Source organism: Pseudomonas fluorescens HK44 (assembly GCF_000217955.3).
In the GTDB taxonomy this organism is placed as follows: Bacteria; Pseudomonadota; Gammaproteobacteria; order Pseudomonadales; family Pseudomonadaceae; genus Aquipseudomonas; species Aquipseudomonas fluorescens_AQ.
Map to the genome: position 1 here is coordinate 1 of NZ_AFOY02000005.1, position 18,566 is coordinate 18,566.

Annotated in this window: 15 protein-coding genes and 1 rRNA gene; 8 read left to right on the forward strand and 8 right to left on the reverse strand. The window is 59.3% G+C overall.

Annotated elements, in window-relative coordinates; all coding sequences use genetic code 11:
- Positions 1-27 precede the first annotated feature (27 nt).
- The 4 genes from rrf to HK44_RS04735 all read left to right on the forward strand — a co-directional run bounded on the left by rrf (position 28) and on the right by HK44_RS04735 (position 3,858).
- A 5S ribosomal RNA gene (rrf, locus tag HK44_RS04720) occupies positions 28-143 on the forward strand.
- Positions 144-292: 149 nt separating this feature from the next.
- Positions 293-952 (forward strand): paraquat-inducible protein A, encoded by a 660-nt coding sequence (locus HK44_RS04725; protein ID WP_019693708.1) that lies wholly within the window; start codon positions 293-295, stop codon positions 950-952.
- Positions 939-1,562, forward strand: coding sequence for a paraquat-inducible protein A (locus tag HK44_RS04730; protein ID WP_019693707.1), 624 nt, complete (start codon positions 939-941; stop codon positions 1,560-1,562). Before HK44_RS04725 ends, HK44_RS04730 begins: the two co-directional genes overlap by 14 nt.
- On the forward strand, positions 1,555-3,858 hold the full coding sequence (locus HK44_RS04735; protein ID WP_019693706.1) for a PqiB family protein: 2,304 nt from the start codon (positions 1,555-1,557) through the stop codon (positions 3,856-3,858). The genes HK44_RS04730 and HK44_RS04735 overlap by 8 nt, the downstream gene beginning before the upstream one ends.
- A gap of 191 nt (positions 3,859-4,049) precedes the next feature.
- Here HK44_RS04735 and mksF read toward each other — a convergent pair whose 3' ends face one another.
- The 3 genes from mksF to mksB are packed head-to-tail and all read right to left on the reverse strand — an operon-like array spanning position 4,050 to position 8,843.
- Positions 4,050-6,890 (reverse strand): Mks condensin complex protein MksF, encoded by a 2,841-nt coding sequence (gene mksF / locus HK44_RS04740; RefSeq protein ID WP_019693705.1) that lies wholly within the window; start codon positions 6,888-6,890, stop codon positions 4,050-4,052.
- The gene (mksE, locus tag HK44_RS04745) at positions 6,887-7,576 is read right to left on the reverse strand and encodes an Mks condensin complex protein MksE (protein WP_019693704.1); all 690 of its coding nucleotides are present in this window, start codon (positions 7,574-7,576) and stop codon (positions 6,887-6,889) included. Before mksE ends, mksF begins: the two co-directional genes overlap by 4 nt.
- Positions 7,566-8,843 (reverse strand): Mks condensin complex protein MksB, encoded by a 1,278-nt coding sequence (mksB, locus tag HK44_RS04750; protein WP_024264745.1) that lies wholly within the window; start codon positions 8,841-8,843, stop codon positions 7,566-7,568. Before mksB ends, mksE begins: the two co-directional genes overlap by 11 nt.
- A 218-nt stretch (positions 8,844-9,061) precedes the next feature.
- Between mksB and HK44_RS04755 the strand changes: the two genes are divergently transcribed.
- Positions 9,062-9,808, forward strand: a complete 747-nt coding sequence (locus HK44_RS04755) for a hypothetical protein (protein ID WP_024264746.1) — start codon at positions 9,062-9,064, stop codon at positions 9,806-9,808.
- Positions 9,801-10,253 carry a ribosomal protein S18-alanine N-acetyltransferase gene (gene rimI / locus HK44_RS04760; protein WP_019693701.1) on the forward strand — a complete coding sequence of 151 codons (453 nt, stop codon included), beginning with the start codon at positions 9,801-9,803 and terminating at the stop codon, positions 10,251-10,253. The genes HK44_RS04755 and rimI overlap by 8 nt, the downstream gene beginning before the upstream one ends.
- A 159-nt stretch (positions 10,254-10,412) precedes the next feature.
- Here the strand turns inward: rimI and HK44_RS04765 are convergent, their stop codons facing one another.
- Positions 10,413-10,814, reverse strand: coding sequence for a hypothetical protein (locus HK44_RS04765; RefSeq protein ID WP_019693700.1), 402 nt, complete (start codon positions 10,812-10,814; stop codon positions 10,413-10,415).
- A gap of 151 nt (positions 10,815-10,965) precedes the next feature.
- On the opposite strand from HK44_RS04765, the gene can reads away from it, so the two are divergent.
- A complete protein-coding gene (can, locus tag HK44_RS04770) occupies positions 10,966-11,610 on the forward strand; it encodes a carbonate dehydratase (protein ID WP_019693699.1) in 645 nt (214 codons plus the stop codon).
- Between the two features lie 21 nt (positions 11,611-11,631).
- Here the strand turns inward: can and HK44_RS04775 are convergent, their stop codons facing one another.
- The 4 genes from HK44_RS04775 to HK44_RS04790 all read right to left on the reverse strand — a co-directional run bounded on the left by HK44_RS04775 (position 11,632) and on the right by HK44_RS04790 (position 16,833).
- Complete coding sequence (locus HK44_RS04775; RefSeq protein ID WP_019693698.1) at positions 11,632-12,153, reverse strand: SET domain-containing protein; 522 nt, start codon at positions 12,151-12,153, stop codon at positions 11,632-11,634.
- Positions 12,154-12,335: 182 nt separating this feature from the next.
- Positions 12,336-13,502 carry a hypothetical protein gene (locus HK44_RS04780; RefSeq protein ID WP_019693697.1) on the reverse strand — a complete coding sequence of 389 codons (1,167 nt, stop codon included), beginning with the start codon at positions 13,500-13,502 and terminating at the stop codon, positions 12,336-12,338.
- 112 nt (positions 13,503-13,614) lie between these two features.
- A complete protein-coding gene (locus HK44_RS04785) occupies positions 13,615-15,315 on the reverse strand; it encodes an acid phosphatase (RefSeq protein WP_019693696.1) in 1,701 nt (566 codons plus the stop codon).
- A gap of 99 nt (positions 15,316-15,414) precedes the next feature.
- Positions 15,415-16,833: a short-chain fatty acid transporter gene (locus tag HK44_RS04790; RefSeq protein ID WP_019693695.1), complete on the reverse strand. Its 1,419-nt coding sequence runs from the start codon at positions 16,831-16,833 to the stop codon at positions 15,415-15,417.
- Between the two features lie 200 nt (positions 16,834-17,033).
- On the opposite strand from HK44_RS04790, the gene HK44_RS04795 reads away from it, so the two are divergent.
- Positions 17,034-18,350: an MFS transporter gene (locus tag HK44_RS04795; protein ID WP_024264747.1), complete on the forward strand. Its 1,317-nt coding sequence runs from the start codon at positions 17,034-17,036 to the stop codon at positions 18,348-18,350.
- Positions 18,351-18,566: the final 216 nt, after the last annotated feature.

The following is an 18,566-nucleotide window of genomic DNA, read 5'->3' on the forward strand; positions in this document are numbered from 1 at the left end:
TTAGGTCACGACTCAGTACCCGAATTTCTTGACGACCATAGAGCATTGGAACCACCTGATCCCATCCCGAACTCAGCAGTGAAACGATGCATCGCCGATGGTAGTGTGGGGTTTCCCCATGTGAGAGTAGGTCATCGTCAAGATTAAATTCCGAAACCCCTATCTGCGTATGCAGGTAGGGGTTTTGTTTTGCCTGCAAGAAAGTTGATTCCGTAATCCGGACAAATTTGCACAGTTATTTCTCGGCCAGATCACTAGAATAGGCCGGTCATTTTCAGAACCCGAGCCCTTTATGCCAGATCCGGTTGACGCCTCTGGGCTGTCAGATTTACCGCTGGACGACTTGGTGGCGTGTCACGAATGCGACTTGCTGATGCGCAAGCCGCAACTCGCTCATGGCGAGAAAGCCCTATGTCCGCGCTGTGGTTATGAACTCTATGCCCACCGGCACAATGTCGTGGAGCATAGCCTCGCCTTAGTGATCGCCGCGCTGCTGCTGTACGTTCCGGCGAACTTTTTACCCATCATGCAACTCCATTTACTCGGGCAGTCGTCGCGCGACACTGTCTGGAGTGGCGTCGTTGGCTTGTTTGATACCGGGATGCAAGGCGTGGCAGTGGTGGTGTTTCTGTGCAGCATGGGAATCCCGCTGCTCAAGTTGCTGTGTCAGTTGTTGGTATTGCTGAGCGTTCGTTTTGATATAGGGCGCAGCTATGGCTTGCTGCTTTATCGCATTTATCACCATCTACGCGACTGGGGAATGCTTGAGGTCTATTTGATGGGCGTGCTGGTGGCCATCGTCAAACTGGCAGACCTTGCGTCGATAACGGTTGGCTTGGGTCTGGCATGCTTTATCAGTTTGTTATTGGTGCAGGTCTGGCTTGAGGTGGTGATGTCGCCTCATCAGATCTGGCAAGCGTTATCAGGAGAGGATGCTCATGCGGGCAATTGATGCAGGCATTTTGATTTGTATCGAATGCCATGAGCTTAACAAGCAGGAACCGGACACCGACGAGCAGACATGCACCCGCTGTGGAGCACTGGTTCATGCGCGTCGCCCCAACAGCTTGATGCGTACCTGGGCGTTGCTGATTACCGCGGCGATTCTCTACATACCCGCCAATGTGTTGCCGATCATGACTGTCAGCACATTAGGGCAGGGTGAGGGCGATACCATCATGTCCGGCGTGATCACCCTGGTTCAGCACGGGATGTTTCCGATTGCTGCCGTGGTGTTTGTCGCCAGTATTCTGGTACCGACTTTCAAATTGGTGGGCATCGCATTGCTGTTGTTTTCGGTGCAGCGGCGTCAGCCTTTATCCGCACGGCAACGTATCGTGATGTATCGGTTTATCGAGTTCATTGGTCGATGGTCAATGCTGGATATTTTCGTGATCGCCATTCTAGTGGCGGTGGTTAACTTTGGTCGACTTGCCAGCATAGAAGCGAATCTCGGTGCGGTGGCCTTCGCCAGTGTGGTGATTTTGACAATGCTTGCTGCAGTAACTTTCGATCCCCGACTGATTTGGGATAACACGGAGTCGGACGACGACCATGACTGATTTGCCTAAAGCTAAAACTCGACCGGCTTCGAACTGGTCGGCCATTTGGGTTCTGCCCTTGATCGCCTTGATGATTGGCGGATGGTTGGGCTGGCGCGCTTACAATGAGACCGGCATCGAAGTTCAGGTTCGCTTTGAAAGTGGCGAAGGCATTCAGGCCAACAAGACCGAAGTTGTCTACAAAGGTATGCCGGTCGGCAAGGTAAAAAGCCTGACGCTGGATGACGAGGGAAAACCCCGTGGGGTTATCGCCACCATCGAGATGAACAAGGACGTGGAGCGATACCTCAGGACGAGTACGCGCTTCTGGCTGGTTAAACCGAGCGTCAGCCTGGCCGGGATTACTGGCTTGGAAACGTTGGTTTCAGGTAACTACGTGGCGATCAGCCCGGGTGAGGGTGAGTCAAGCCGCAAGTTCACCGCCTTGACCAAAGAGCCACCGCTGTCTGACTCCAAGCCAGGCTTGCACTTGACCATCAAGGCTGATCGTCTGGGCTCCCTGAACCGTGGCAGTCCAGTGTTCTATAAGCAGATCCAGGTCGGCCAGGTTAAAAGCTACCTGCTGTCCGAGGACCAGAGCACCGTCGAGATTAAGGTCTTTATCGAGCCCACCTACGCCAATCTGGTGCGCAAACATACGCGCTTCTGGAATGCCAGCGGGATCAGCATCGACGCCAACCTGTCAGGGGTGAAAGTGCGTAGCGAGTCGCTGGCCAGTATCGTTGCGGGCGGTATTGCCTTCGCCACACCGGACAACCGCAAAGACAGTCCGCCCACCGATCCAAGCCTGCCGTTTCGTCTCTATGAAGACTTCGACGCCGCTCAGGCCGGTATTCGTGTCAAAGTGAAACTCAGTGACTTCGAAGGCCTGCAGGCCGGACGCACACCCGTGATGTACAAGGGCATTCAGGTCGGTAACCTGAAAGCGCTCAAGATCGACCCCGACTTGTCCAGCGCGACGGCCGAGCTGACCCTGGACCCGCTCGCCGAAGATTACCTGGTGACCGGAACCCAATTCTGGGTGGTCAAACCGTCAATCTCGCTGGCAGGGATCACCGGGTTGGAGGCGTTGGTCAAAGGTAACTACATTGCCGTGCGTCCAGGCGACAAGGGCGGTGCGCCGCAACGCGAATTCGAGGCCCGGCCGAAGCCGCCGCCTCTGGATCTGCGTTCTCCAGGTCTGCACCTGGTGCTGTTCACTGAAAACCTCGGTTCCCTGGAAGTCGGTAGCCCGATTCTCTACAAGCAAGTCAAGGTCGGTTCGGTGCAGAGCTATCAGTTCTCACGCACCAAAAAGCAGCTGGTCATCGGTGTACACATCGAGAAAGAGTACGAAGGACTGGTCAACGCTTCGACTCGATTCTGGAATGCCAGCGGAATTACCCTGACTGGTGGTCTCACCGGCGGGATTCAGGTCAAAAGCGAATCCCTGCAAAGCCTGATGGCCGGCGGTATTGCGTTCGAAACACCGAAAGCTACGGCGCCATTGCAGAAGCGGATTCCTCGTTTCCGCTTGTTCGCCAACCGTGACGAGGCGAGCCAGAAGGGCGCCGTGGTCACGATCAAGGTCGATCGTGCCGACGGTTTGCGCACCGGCACACCGATTCGCTTCAAAGGTCTGGATGTCGGTAAGGTAGAAAACGTCGACCTCAGTGATGACCTGCAATCGGTGCTGCTCACCGCACGCATCACTGAAGTGCCGGAGCGCATTGCTCGAGTCGGCAGCCAGTTCTGGGTGGTCAAGCCGGAACTGGGCCTGATCAAAACGTCCAACCTGGAAACCCTGGTCACCGGGCAATACATCGAGGTTCAGCCCGCCGCGAAAAACCTCGGGTCGCAAAAAAGCTTTGTCGCGTTGCCGCAGCCCCCTGAAGCAACGACTCAAGAGGCCGGTCTGAGTCTGGTGTTGAGCGCCGCTCGCCGGGGTTCGCTGAAAACCGGCGTGCCGGTGACTTATCGTGAAATCACCGTCGGCAAGGTCACTGGCTACGAACTGGGTCAAACTGCGGATCGCGTGTTGGTCCACATTCTGATCGAGCCGAAGTACGCGCCGTTGGTACGCAGTGGAACGCGCTTCTGGAACACCAGCGGCTTTGGTCTGGACTTTGGTCTGTTCAAAGGCGCAACGGTGCGGACCGAGTCATTGGAGACGCTGATTCAGGGCGGTATTGCGTTCGCTACACCGGATGGTGATCGGATGGGTAATCCTGCGCGACCCGAGCAGACGTTCCCATTGTTTGACAAGTTCGAGGACGAGTGGCTGACCTGGGCGCCGAAGATTCCCCTCGGAAAATAGACTTTTGGCGTCTGTACTGTCGTCATCGCGAGCAAGCTCCCACACTGGATGGTGCCCAACACCGATCTGATGTGGGAGCGAGCTTGCTCGCGAAGGGGGCCTCAAGATCGCTAAAAAAGCTAATGAATGCATATAAAAAGGCCGCGATCCATTGGATCGCGGCCTTTTTCGTTGCGACGTCGGTGAAAGGATCAGACCTCGTCCAGTTCCGGTTCGGTCGATTCGACGTTGACCGTCGCCTTCACCTCGTCATGCCGGCGAATGTACTTCCAGTCCGCCTCGTCGATGTAGATACCATGCGGCCCGCTGCCACCTTCCAGGTCTATGGCGACACTGGCGCAGACTTGCGGCTTCACACTGGCGAGGATTGGCACGAAACCCAACTGAAGGCTGGTTTCCAGCAGGGCAGCCTGGTTCTTCTCGTCGATGTCGGCGGCCTCATCGAGGTAGTACGGCAAGCGCACGCGCCCGGCCTGGTCGCGATCCATCAAGTGCAGCAACAAGTACATGTTGGTCAGCGCCTTGATGGTCATGGTAGTGCCGTTGGACGCCGCGCCATCGATGTCGGTGTGAATCACCGGTTGCCCGTTGACCTTGGTGATTTCGAACGCCAGCTCGAACAGGTCCTTCAGGCCCAACTGGTTGTGGTTCGCTGCCACCAACCGCGCCAGGTATTCCTTGGCTTCTTCGTTCTTGTTGTCCTGATCGGCGCTTTGGCTCAGGTCGAATACCGACAGTGTTTCACCTTCCTCATATTGACCTGCGCTGTGGATGATCTGGTCGATGTGCTTGAGGGCTTCCTTGTTCGGCGCCAGCACGATGCGGAAGCTTTGCAGGTTGGAGACCTGACGCTTGTTGATCTCACGGTTGAACAGCGCCAGCTGGTGTTCGAGGCTGTCGTAGTCACTGCGAATATTGCGCAGGGTCCGGGCGATGTCGGTCACCGCTGCACGGCGCGCCTTGCCGAGGGTCAGGGCTTCGTCGGTGCGGTGCGCGTAAGCGTTGATCAGCAATTGCAGGCGACGCTCGACATCGTCTTCGCTGTCGAACTTGGCCACACCCTTGAGGCGAACCTGCGCGTAAAGCGCTTCGATCTGCCCGTCGACACGCAGCAGGCCTTGCCAGCTGTCCTGATAGTCATTGAGCAGCGGCAGCAGGTTGTCCATGGAATCGTCGATCGGGTCCATGAACGGCGTCCCGAACGGCAGGTCTGCCGGCAACAGCTGACGGCGGCGCAGGGCATCGTCGAGGGTGCGTTGCTTGGCTTCCATGTCGCCGATCTGCCGGCCGACCAGTTGCAGCTTGGCCGACAGTTGCTGGACGCGTTCGGTGAAGGCATCGCTGGAACGCTTCAACTCGTCCTGCGCCGCTTCCATCTGCGCCAGTTGTTCCAGCTTGTCGCCTTCCTCGGCGCTCAGGGTTTGCGAGCGGCGGAAGTCTTCCAGGGCTTTTTGCGCATCCAGCACTTGCTGGTACAGCGCTTCGGTCTGGGTCTTGCTGGCCGCGCGGTCCGCCGCGACGGCCGCTTGGGTTTTCAGTTGCTTGAGTTCTTTGTCCAGACGGTCTTTCTGGTCACGCAGCGCGGCGCGGTCGGCCAAGGCTTGCAGAGCCGGTGGTTCGATGTGCGACAGGTCGATGGACAGGCCCGGCACTTCGAAGCGCTCGCCTTTGAAGCCGTCGAGGATCAGTTCCATGGATTTGACCCACTGGCCGTCTTCGTCCAGGGCAATGCCATGTTCGCCCAGCGGCAAGCTGAACAGCGCACTGTTGAACAGACGCATCAGGCGTTCGACGTCCTGTTGCGAGAACTCTTCGCGCAAGCGGGCGTAGCTGTTGTTGTCGGCGTGATCGAGTTGCTGCTTGACCGACTTCAGGCGTTTTTCCAGATCCCGCAGACGCTCTTCGAGGTCTTCGGCACTGAATTGACGGGACTGTGCCAGCGCACCGGCCAGCTCATCGTGCGCGTCCTTGGCGGCGAGCAGTTGTTGCTCTAGCACCTTGACGTCATCGACCAGGGCGAAGCGATGCTTGAGCACCGACAACTCGCCCAGCCAGCGCTGGATGCCGGTGATTTCGCGCTCCAGGCGCATCAGTTCCTGAGTACCGCCGCGCTGATCGTTTTGCAGTGCGTCCTGCTCGTTGCGGTAGTGTTCGGCCTGAATCGTCAGCTCTTCCTTGCGTGCGCTGGCGTAGTCCGACCAGGTGCCGAGCAACGAGTCGAGCAGTGGCGAGATGCGGTGCAACTTGCCGCGCAGTATGTTGCGCTGGTTAACGCCGGCAGCAAGGGCTTCGACCAACGGACCGGCGGTGACCAGCGAGTTGTAGTCCTGCTCCATGCGGCGCACGTCGCGGAAGGCTTCTTCGCAGGCGGCAATGTAATCGACGCTGCCGGAACGCAGACTGTGTTCGAACGCATCAAGGAACAGTTGCTTGAGCTTGGCTGCAGTGATTTCGCGCATGTGCAGCAGGTTGATGAACAGTGCGCGGAAGGTTTTCAGGCTCTGCTCGCTGGTGGAGCGCAGCGGGATCAGCGTCAGGTCCAGCGGGACCGACGTGTGACCACCCACCAACAGGCGGCGCAGTTCATCCGGCTTGAGTTCGTAGGCTTTCAGGCCTTCGCGCTCAAGGTTGGTGAACAGCTCTTTCTGGCGCAGGCAGGTATCGTTTTTCTGGTAATGGGCCAGGTCCAGTTTGCCGGCGTAGGCGAAGAACTGGTGACCGAAACCACCGCCCGGACCACGTCCGACCACGCCAATCACGTGGGGTCCGTGGGGCAGGGCGACTTCGACCAGTATGTAACTGGTGTCAGTGGCGAAATAGAAACGCCGCGACTGTTCCAGGCTGTACTTGCCGAAGCTCATGTCCGACATGCGCGCCAGGATCGGGAACTGCAAGGCGTTGATCGAGGCGGATTTACCGAGGTTGTTCGCGCCGTAGACCGACAGCGGTTCTTCCAGCGGGAACAGACCGAGGCTGTAACCGGCGGTGTTCAAAAGGGCAAAGCGGCGAATGCCGTAGCGGTCCTTGCTCATGCGTCGAGCTCCTGTTCTTCGGCAATGGCACGGGCCAGGGCGTCCTCTTCGAAGTCACTCAAGTCCAGCGGATCATCGGTTTGCAGCAGTTTTTCGTCACTGTCGTCATCGATCAGCACCGGCGCCGGCAATGGCAGCACGCTGTGCAGGCTGGCGGCCAGGTCACGGTCTTGCTGGACCGACAGGCAAACGTCGAGGAAGCGGTGCATCGGCGGCAGGAAGCGGTAGATGCCGTTCTCTTCGCCGGCGAAACCGAGCTGGGTCATGCGACGCATGATCTTTTCTTCCAGCTCTTCCTGGGTTTGCACTTCGGCCTGAATGAACAGGTCGCGGTACTTTTCCAGCAACGACGGCAATTCATCGCGACCGAGGCTGCCACCATCGAGGACGGCAATTGGATCGCGGCCCTGGTCAGCCAGATGCTCGACGAGGATGAAGGTGAACAGTGCCAAGCGCTGGGCGGTCTTGTTCACCGCCGCGGCGGCAAGGTCCGGCACAAAGTAGTAGAAACCACGGGTGTCGCAGACCAGTTCAAACCCCAGGGCCTTGAACAGCGTGCGGTACTGGTCCTGAAAGTTCGACAGCTGCGCGTACAGTTCCGGATCGCGGCGGCTGACGTGGTAGCCCTTGAACAGCTCGCGAAAGATCGGCGCCAGCTGAGACAGTTCGGATAGATCAAGATGCATTAGATGTGCTCGCAGAATTCTCGGGTGCGTCATCGCGGGCCGAGAGCAGGGCGAAGGAGCGCAGGCTGACCTGGTGCTCGTGAGTGTGGTAATCGCGGCGTTCCAGACGCTCGCGTTTGAAACGTTTTTCCCGTGACAGGCGGGAGAACCAGTACAGCAACTCGTCGGTCGCGCCGTCCGGTTCCTGTTCCAGCAGCCAGGTCATCAAGTCCGGCATCGGCAGCGCGTCTTCGCAGCGGTCGAGCATTTCCCGAACGGTACGCGGTGCCCGAGGGGCTTCGCCTTTTTGGGTTTTGTGGGCCTTGGGGAAGCGCGCCGGTTTCGGCTCGAAGCGCGCCAGTGCATAAACGTAGGCTTCGACCTGACTGGCACTGCCGAGGAAGGTGCTTTGCGGGCGGGTGAACATCGGCATCGCCGCTTGTGGCACCGCGTCGATGCCCTTGCGGCGGATCATCGACAGGGCCAGCGCCGCGCCTCGGGTCACGGCATTGTGCCGACGGGCTTCTTCACGCAGCGGCAGCAACAGCTCGCGAGCATGACGCAAGGTCAGCTGGGCGCTGGTCTGCATTTCGAGGATGCGCGCATGGGTACGCAACAGCATGTCGTCGTCGACCAGGTGGCCGAGACGCTGTTGTTCGCTGAGCATGCGCAGCAGCACGTTTTCAACCTTGCGCACGCCTTGCTCGAAGGCGCCATCGGCGTTGACCAACTGAATCATCGGCTCGACGTATTCGTCCCAGGTTGCCAGTACTTCGGCATAACGCTGACGCAACGGAATCTGTCGGTCACTGGTCTTGGCCCGTTCGGCGACGGCCACCAGGGCCTGTTCGTCGTTGGCGAGTTTCTTCAGGACATCGCGCACGCGCATGTCGAGCAAACGCAGCTGGCGTGCCAGATCATTGCCGTCACGGATGTCGAAAGCGTCCTGAATGTAGCCGGCCAGCCGCTCCAGATGGCGCAGATAGGCTTCGATTTCCAGACACAGGCCGAGGCGGTGCTCACGGCGCAGGTAGGCGAGGAAGTCGTGAATCTGCGCGTTCAGTTCAAAACGGTTCGGGCTTTTGGCCACCGGAACCAGAATGTCGAGGCGGATCCACACGTCCAGCAGGCTGGTGATGTCCTGTGGCGTGCTGTCCAGTTGCTGGGCGGTCAGCTGTGAGCGCAGTTCGTTGAGGCTCAGGGTGCCTTGGTCGAAGTGCTCGCACAAAGGCTCCAGAAGTGCCCAGTGTTCGGCGAGGGCGCGCAAGACGCGCTTGGGTTCGATCATCGGAATGGCCGGCTGGTTGGCGATTAAAAGCAGCGATTGTACTGCATCACATGCGATGGGAATCACTCTCGAGGGATCGACGGGACGGACAGTCGCTTTTCTATCGATCAACTGCGGGCGATCTTGAGCGAAGGGCGGTAGAATCCCTGCACTATCAGTTATCCACAAGTGGCCGACCTTTGCTTATCGAGTCCCGTCGCCGCGCCTATTTAACCGCCATGCAGGTGGTCAACTGGCTGCCGCGCACCGAACTGCCTTTTGCCGCGCCGTCGCGCCCCGAGCTGCTGGCAGCGCCAGAGCCGTTGGTCGAGGCGCCGATCATGCCGGCTCAGGTCGCGAAAGCGGCCGTAGAGCCTGTAGTCAGGCCGACCGAGCGGGTCAAGGTCGACGTACCGCGCCCGACGCCTTCGGTTGCGCGCCCGGCGGGCAAGCCGGTCGAGGACGCCGAAGACGCACCGGTCGTGACCAAGGCACCGGCAATACCGCCGCCGCGTTTTGCCCTGCAATTGTTGCGAGCCGGCCGTTGCCTGCTGCTGGTGGAGTTACCCACAGGCGGCGCGTTCCAGAGTCGCGATCCGGCCTACTTGCTGCTCAAGGACATGTTGCGCGCCGCCGGTCTGCCGGACAGCCCGCAAATTGTTGGCGAACCGGTTCGCTGGCCGCTGCTGGCACGTGGAACCATGGATCAGGGCCCGGAGGCTGCTCGCGATTTCGTTCAAGGCTTCCTTTCGGCTCGCCTCGAAGATGCGCCTTGTGTGTGCCTGTGGTTGATCGGCCTGCCGGCGGTGCGTTTTGCCGGTGAAGCGAATGCTGAATCCTATAACCGCGAACTTCAGGTCGAAGGCCTGGGTTCGGTCTGGGCGCTGCCTGGCCTGGAATTATTAATGGAAGAGCCACAGCGTAAGGCTGATGTCTGGCAAGCCATGCGTCGGCTGATGGCGCGTTGGAAAGAATCGAATGAGTGACGCTGTATCGTTCCGCCCGATGACCGAAGCGGATTTGGACGCTGTACTGAGAATCGAATACGCGGCGTTCAGTCATCCCTGGACCCGTGGGATTTTTCTTGATGGTCTGGGCAAATACCAGATCTGGCTGATGTTCGAAGGTCAGCAACAAGTTGGCCACGGCGTGGTGCAGATCATCCTCGATGAGGCGCATCTGCTGAACATCACGGTCAAACCGGAAAATCAGGGGCGCGGGCTGGGTTTGAGGCTGCTTGAGCACTTGATGTCCCGTGCGTATGAAGCCAAAGCCCGGGAATGTTTCCTGGAAGTGCGTGACAGCAATCAGGCGGCATTCCGTCTGTATGAGCGTTATGGTTTCAATGAAGTCGGTCGCCGCCGTGATTACTACCCGGCGGTCGGTGGGCGTGAGGATGCAGTCGTCATGGCCTGCACGTTGGTGGATTGATACATAACCATTGTGGCGAGGGAGCTTGCTCCCGTTGGGTCGAGAATCGGCCCTGAAATCAGCAATCGCGATTTATCAGAAAGAGCGCGTTAGCCGATTTTACGACTGCTTCGCCCGAGCGCGGACCGGCCGACGGGAGCAAGCTCCCTCGCCACAGGATCAACGATTGCCATCAACCGGATCGCGCTCTGCCAGTTCCGCCTCATCCAGCCCGTTGCCGCCGCCGATTTCGTCCTCATCGACAATGCTCAAGTCCCAATCGGCGCTGAAGTCTTCTCCCGCATCATGAGCGTCATGGGCGCCATCTTCGCGGATCAGGTTTTCCGGGCTCATGTCGTCGTCAATGGGCTCGTCGTCAGCCGAGGCACCGCCCGTGCCTTTTTCACGTACGCGTTCGCTGGGCATTTGTTGCTCACGCTCGTGTTCGCGGGTCAGGCCACCGATGGTCTCGCCGGGTTCTTCTTCATCGAAGTCCAGTTCGCGCATCGAACCCATGCGATCTTCGTTGTCGTCGATAGGCTCGGGTTGGACCGCGCCATAAGGACGTCGTGAATCAGTCATGGAAATTCCTCATAATGTGGGGCCTTATAAGGTGGACAGGCGTTACCCTTAAAGATTCCAAGACATTATTGTTCGACTACCTGCAACACCCGCGTGACCCCGACGGGCGGTTGTCTGTCAAAGCAGTGCATCATTCTTGAGGCTTCAGAGCATGAACGAATTACAAGATCTGATTGATAACAACGAGCGCTGGGCCGACGCGATCACCAAAGAAGATCCTGACTTCTTCGCCAAGCTGGCCCGCCAACAGACGCCGGAATACCTGTGGATCGGTTGCTCCGATGCACGCGTACCGGCCAATGAAATCGTCGGCATGTTGCCTGGCGACCTGTTTGTGCACCGTAACGTTGCCAACGTGGTGTTGCACACCGACCTCAATTGCCTGTCGGTGATTCAGTACGCGGTGGACGTGCTCAAGGTCAAACACATCCTGGTCACCGGCCACTACGGTTGCGGCGGCGTGCGCGCTTCGATGCAGGACCGCCAGTTGGGCCTGATCGACGGCTGGCTGCGCTCGATTCGCGATCTTTATTACGAACACCGCGAAGAGCTCGGCCAATTGCCGACTGAAGAAGAGCGGGTCGACCGCCTCTGCGAACTCAATGTGATCCAGCAAGTGGCCAACGTCGGCCATACCAGCATTGTGCAAAATGCCTGGCACCGCGGGCAGAGCCTGTCGATCCATGGTTGCATCTACGGCATCAAGGACGGTCGCTGGAAGAGCCTGAACGCGACCATCAGCGGTTTCGAGCAACTGCCGCCGCAATACCGTTTGCGCCCGGTCGGTGCCTTGTAAACGGCGCTGAGCCTCCGTTTATCAGAGGCGATGTCGATGCCAGTGTTGCAAGAACTTCTGGCCTTCGGCGTTTGGCGGATCATCGTAGCCGGTGATCCAGCCACGGCAATCGGGCGAGCCGCACTGACAGGCGAACTGACGCGTCAGCTTCTCTTCAGTGCTGGCGTAGTCCATGCACAGCACAGTGCCAGGTGTGATGTCCTTCAGCGCCCATAACCACAGTTCGCTCATGTCGAGAAAGACGTTCGGGTCGCAGGAGTGCAGCAGTAGTCCGGAAAAAAACGGGTCGTAGACGTGGATACCCGGCGCCAGTTGCAGGGTATGCATACGGCGGGTATGGATCAGCAGTCCCGATACCCGACAGATACGACTGATGCGCAGGTAATCGCGCTGTGCCGCGATTGCCGCGCCGCGCCCATCGTCAGTCTGGATAACCGTGAAGTGAGCTTTGGAGGGGTAACCCTGGCGGGCTCTGAGTTCTTTGTTCGGGTAAAGGCAGCTGCTCGACAGCGTAGCTGCCTTGTCCTTGGCTTGGGGCTTCATAACGATCCTTGTTGATTGGGCGCTACGACCACCGGAGGCTGGCGATCCTGCCAGCCCTGCAGCGCATGGGTACGCTTAAAGAGTCTCGCAAATGAAACAGAGGGTCTACTGTCAGATCTGACAGGCGATAGAGGCTGCCAACTGCGTCAGCGAATACTGACGCAGTTGGCATGCCCGCAGGATTACAGGTGTGATGCAGCCAGCGCGGGTGCAGGCACCTTCAACTGGTCCAGTTGGGGTTTGATGTCGGGGGCCGAACACTTGGCTGCAGCTTGCTCGGGCGTCAGATTGCGGATCGAGGTGTAGAACAGCTCGCAGGTTTTCTCTTTCTGGGCCACTTGCCAGGTTTGCGTGCAGGTGTTGAGTTGGGCGCTCGGGTCACTGCCGGGTTTGCTGCCCATACCCGCTTGCCAGCAAGCCGCACTCAAGTCCTGGCCCATCACCTTCAAACCCACGGCATCGGCCTTGGCCTGATCGTCGTCATAGTTCGCCGGGTCGGCCGCATACCAGATGTAGCTGGGGTGGTTAGAGCCCAACACCGGAACCTTCACGCCCGGGGTCGGGCTGATTTGTGCCAGACCCAACACGGCCACGGTCTGCCCATACTGCTCCTTGACCCAGTTACGCACCGGTGCACCGAACGCGACCATTGGCAAAGTCACGCCGCTGGTGGTCTGGCTGAATTGCTTGACCAGGGTGGTCTGATAGTCCTTGAAGTAGCCGTAGACGCCTTCAAGGTCCTTGCCAGCGGTGGAGGGGGCGGCAATCGGCGCGATGTCGATGATGGTCTGGTAGGCCGGTGTGTGTTCTGCGGCGATACCGTTGGCGGTCAGCAGCGTGGCCCAGCGGTCGGTGGTCTTCGATTCCAGGTAATCCTGGGCCTGGGTCAGCGAGTAGTCGGGGGGGAAGTGCAGCAGTTCGACGCTTTTGCGGTTTTCCAGCGCCATGCCCAAGGGCAGGAACAGGTACCAGCTGTACGCCCACTTGCCGTCGGCATTCAGTTTATTGGCGCCAGCGTGGGCCAGATCCCCGGCATCGAGCAATGCAGTCAACGGTTTTGCGTAGTCCTTTGGCACGCCGCTGATGTCTGCGTAGAGTTGATTGTTATCGGTTTTTACCCGAACTTTTGCCGTGGTGTAGCCATCGCGCTGAACGCTTTGGGTCAGGTAGTGCTCGACCGTTTGCTCCAGCGTCCAGTTGCGATAGCAAATCACGTTGCAGTTGTTGGGGTAGGCAAACAGCTGCGTTACCCGTTCGGTACTGCCCAGTTTCAGGTTGGTATCGGCGTGGGCGGTAGCACCCAAGGTAAGGGCAGCGAGGGTGAGGCTCAATCCTGCGAGTTTGAACATGCTCAGATCCTTTTCAGCGTGGGTCCCCGGAAGCGAGGGTGGTTACATACTGAAACCACTTGCGTTGACAGGTCTAGTACCCACGCGAAAAGATCGCAAGACAGAAAAGCAATCAGCCGGGAAAATGCAGCGCATTGCTCAAATCACCCATCGGCTTCTGGCCTCGGGCAATCATTGCGGTATCGCGCTGCTTGATCCCGTCGAGCGTCTCAAGCTGGAACACCCGGGTGATCAACCGAAGGATCGACGCGGTGTCGTACACCGTGTGATCCACCGTGCCTTTGCGGGCGAACGGCGACACCACCAACGCCGGCACCCGCGTGCCCGGGCCCCAGCGATCGCCTTGCGGCGGCGCGACGTGGTCCCACCAGCCGCCGTTTTCGTCGACCGTGACCACCACCACCATGTTTTTCCATTGTGGGCTTTCGCGCAGAACTTTCAGGGCGCGGACGATATGCCGGTCACCGGACGCCACATCGGCGTAACCGGCGTGCATGTTCAGGTTGCCCTGGGGTTTGTAGAAACTCACCGCCGGCAACGTCCCGGCTTCGGCATCGGCAAAAAACCGGTTGGTGCTCGATTCGTCACCCAGACCGCCATCGCGCAGGTGTTTGCTGCGTTCGGCCGGGTTTTCCGGGCCCAGTTGCTTGAAGTAGTTGAACGGCTGATGGTGATACTGGAAGTTGGGGATCTTCGGAATGCCCCCCGAGTCCTTGAACTGCTCCAGCGTCGCCTGCCAGGCGCCGGCGTACCAGGCCCAGTCGATGTTCTTCTTCGACAGCTTGTCGCCGATGTGTTCGTGGGTTTGCGGCACCAGCACACTGGGTAGATCGGCTTTGGCATATTCCGGGCGTTCCGGGTCGCGGATCCAGGTCGGCCAATAAGGCGGGGCCATGGTATTGACCGCGTAGCCATCCGGGGTCAGGGCGCTGGGGCCGAACTGCGGTGGACCGGTCATGGCGCTGGTCGGGGATTTCTCCAGCGGCTTGAGGCGCGTGTCGAGCGGGTCATCGCTTTGCAGCGAAGCGATTTGCACCTTGGCCACTGAGTTGGCGGCATCCGGGTAAAACGGCACGGCAGCACTGATCAGGTATTGATGGTTGAGAAACGAGCCACCGAACGCACCCTGGAAGAAGTTATCGCAGAGCACGAACTCCCGGGCCACGTCCCACAGACGCAGGGAATAACGGCTTTGGGCGTAATGCCCCATGGTCAAGCCGCCCGAGTCGGCCCAGGCGACAAAACGGTCGTTCTTGCCGCCGTTGATCTGCATCTGGTTCTGATAGAACACATGCCACAGATCCCGCGTCACCAGGCCAAACGGCAAGTCTTCGCCATTCGGGCCTTTGAGGGCATAGGGGGCGTTGGGCAAGTGTTGCTGAAATTGGGTTTCGTTCGGATAGGTCACGCCATCCAGGGTTTGCGGACCGATCTGCAACACGCCACCCCAGGCCGGCGGCAAGGTTTCCAGCAGACTGCCATCCCGGTCGCGCTGCTGATAAACCTCCGGCTTGAGCGCTGACAACGGCTTTTCAAGGCCCGGGAAGTCGGCGAACAGGTTATTGAAACTGCGGTTCTCGGCGAAGATTACCACCACGTTTTTCACCTGATCGCGCAGCGCCTTGTCCAGCTCGGCTGGCAACAGCGGTCGCGTATCCGGCTTTCCCAGTGTGTTGCCAGTGTTGCCGCACGCGCTCAGCGTTGCGCCGACACCCAGGACGGCAACGCCTCCCAGAAAGCGCCGACGGCCGGTGTCGGTGGGGCTGTCATCTGCTGGAGGAGGTGCATCGTTGCCGGTTTTTTCGTCGTTCATCCTGAATCCTGTTTTGCAGAAAAGTGTTGCTGTATATTTCGGCTGGACGCTAGCAGCGAGATATGACGGCGAGGTGACAAGAGGGTTTCAGACCCTTTACTACGGCATCACGGGCGCCACATACGCAAGCGTCGTCCCCAGCGCCCACAACAGAAACAGCACCAGAGGCGTGTGCACCAGCAGTTGCACGAACGAAAACCCGATCAGGTCCCGCGCCTTCAAGCCAAGCACGCCGAGCAGCGGCAGCATGTAGAACGGGTTGATCAGGTTGGGCAGGGCTTCGGCGGCGTTGTAGATCTGTACGGCCCAGCCCAGGTGGTATTTAAGGTCGTTGGCGACTTGCATCACGTACGGCGCTTCGATGACCCATTTACCGCCGCCGGACGGGATAAAGAAACCCAGGATCGCCGAGTACACGCCCATCAGCAGGGCATAGGTGTCGTGGGAAGCAATGCTGACGAAGAAGGTCGAGATGTGGTGCGCCAGGGTCTGGCCGTCGGTGCCTTTGACCACAGTCATCAGCGCGGCGATGGAACCGTACAGCGGGAACTGGATCATCACGCCCGTGGTGGTCGGCACCGCGCGGGCCACCGCATCGAGGAAGCTGCGCGGGCGCCAGTGCAGCAGTGCACCCAGCATCAGGAACAGAAAGTTGTAGGTGTTCAGGCCCGAAATCGCGCTGATCGCCGGCTTGGTCGCAAACTCATGAAACAGCCATCCGGCCGCCAGTAGCACCAGCAAAATAGTCAGTATCGGGCTGTATTCCAGCCATTCGCCAGGGCGAGTGCGTGGCTGTGGTGCCGGTAGGCTGAAGCTTGGGTCGATGCCGCAGGCCTTGGCGTCACGGGCGGAATTCGGGCCAGGGGCGGTGGCATAGGCGATGATCAACGAGACCACGATCAGCGCCAGCAAGAGCACACCGGACTGCCAGAGGAAAATCGTTTGGGTGAATGGAATCATCCCGGTGATCGACAGGATCGACGGCGGCAAACTGGCCGGGTTGGCCTGCAACTGCGCTGCCGACGAGGACAGCCCCAGCGCCCAGACCGCGCCGAGCCCCAGATAAGCGGCGGCACCGGCGGCGCGGTAATCCATGTGCAAGTCAGCACGACGGGCCAGTGCTCGCACCAGCAAACCGCCAAACACCAGCGACAGCCCCCAGTTGAGCAACGACGCGACCATGGAAATCAGGGCGACCCAGGCCACGGCTGAGCGCCCGTTTTTCGGGATGCGCGCCAGGCGGTCGATCAGTTTCACCGCCGGTGGCGAGCTGGCGACTACATAGCCGCCGATCACCACGAAGGCCATTTGCATGGTGAACGGGATCAGGCTCCAGAAGCCGTCACCGAAAGCCATTGCGGCATCGGTGGGTTTGGCGCCCATGATCATGGTGGCCACGGCAACAATAATGACCGCGAGCGCGGCAAACACCCAGGAGTCGGGAAACCAGCGTTCGGCAAAGTTCGAGCAGTGCAGGGCAAAGCGGGCGGAGCGGCTATCTTCGATTGCAGCGGCCACGGGAGTACCTCGATTTTTATGTTTATTGTGGTGCGAACCGGGCCGCGCAGGCCCTGCGGTCAGACATAAACAGTAAATCAATCAAGATGTTTTTGCGGTGCTGTTTTGCACACGTGGGACTATGGTCTAACGGGTTGTTCGAACGCGTTTTTGCGTAGACCATGGGCGCCGTGTTTTTTTGCCCATTTCAGAGCATTTTTATGACTGCCATCCTTGATGCACGACCGGCACCGTTCTCCCGGTCTGACTACAAGACCCTGGGCCTGGCGGCGCTCGGCGGGGCACTGGAAATCTACGACTTCATCATCTTCGTATTTTTCGCCCTGACCCTCAGCCAACTGTTCTTTCCACCGGAAATGCCCGAGTGGCTGCGTTTGCTGCAAAGTTTCGGGATTTTTGCCACCGGTTACCTGGCGCGGCCGCTGGGCGGGATTCTGATGGCGCACTTCGCTGATCGACTGGGGCGCAAGCGGGTCTTCAGTTTGAGCATCCTGATGATGGCGCTGCCGTGCCTACTGATCGGGATCATGCCGACCTACGCCCAGATCGGCTATTTCGCACCGTTGCTGTTGTTGCTCCTGCGAGTGCTACAAGGCGCGGCGGTGGGCGGTGAAGTGCCAAGCGCCTGGGTGTTCGTGGCCGAGCATGCACCGGCCGGCCACCGGGGGTATGCCTTGGGCTTCCTGCAAGCCGGGTTGACCTTCGGTTACTTGATCGGTGCGTTGACCGCGACCTTGCTGGCGCAGGTCTACACCCCGGCGGAGATCCTCGATTACGCCTGGCGTTACCCATTTCTGTTAGGTGGCGTGTTCGGGGTGGTTGGCGTCTGGTTGCGCCGTTGGCTGAATGAAACCCCGGTGTTCATGGCCATGCAGGCGAGTCGCGAACGGCATGTCGAGCTGCCGCTGCGCACAGTGTTGCGTGAGCATCGGCTGGCAATGCTGCCGGCGGTGCTTCTCACCTGCGTGCTGACCTCGGCGGTGGTGACCTTCGTCGTCATCACCCCGACCATGATGCAAAAGACTTTCGGTATGAGCGCCGGCCATACCTTCGCCCTGAGCAGTCTGGGCATCGTGTTTCTGAACGTTGGTTGCGTGATCGCCGGGCTGATCGTCGACCGTATCGGCGCCTGGCGCACGGTGATGCTCTATAGCTTGCTGCTCCCGTTGGGGATTGGCGTGCTCTACACCAGCCTGATTGGCGGTTCACACTGGATTGGCGTGGCCTATGCCATTGCCGGTCTGGGGTGCGGGGTGGTCGGTGCGGTGCCGTCGGTGATGGTCAATCTGTTTCCGGCGCGGATTCGTGTCTCGGGGATTTCCTTCACCTACAACATTGCCTACGCCATTTGGGCCAGTATCACGCCGTTGTTGCTGATTGGCCTGATGCCGTGGAGCCCATGGATCTGCGTGATGTTTTGCGCGGTGATGGGGGCGGTCGGGATTGGCGCAGCGCTGTACTTCGGTTCACGCCTGCCGCGGGTCGATCATGCGGCTGGCGTGGCCTGCAGTCCCTGAGGCACATCAATCGTAAGGCCGGTCTTACCCACACGGCGCGGGTTCAAGCTCAAGCGCAACGATCATGTCGACTTCGACCGAGGCATTACGGCTGCGTGGTGGCCAGATGCCAACTATTTTTGCAGGACCACCCGGCAAAGCTCTTCAGAAATGCCGGGTAAGGCCGATGGTAAGTCTGAAGGACGCTCTTAACCCTGCCCATCGGTGCATCGCAAT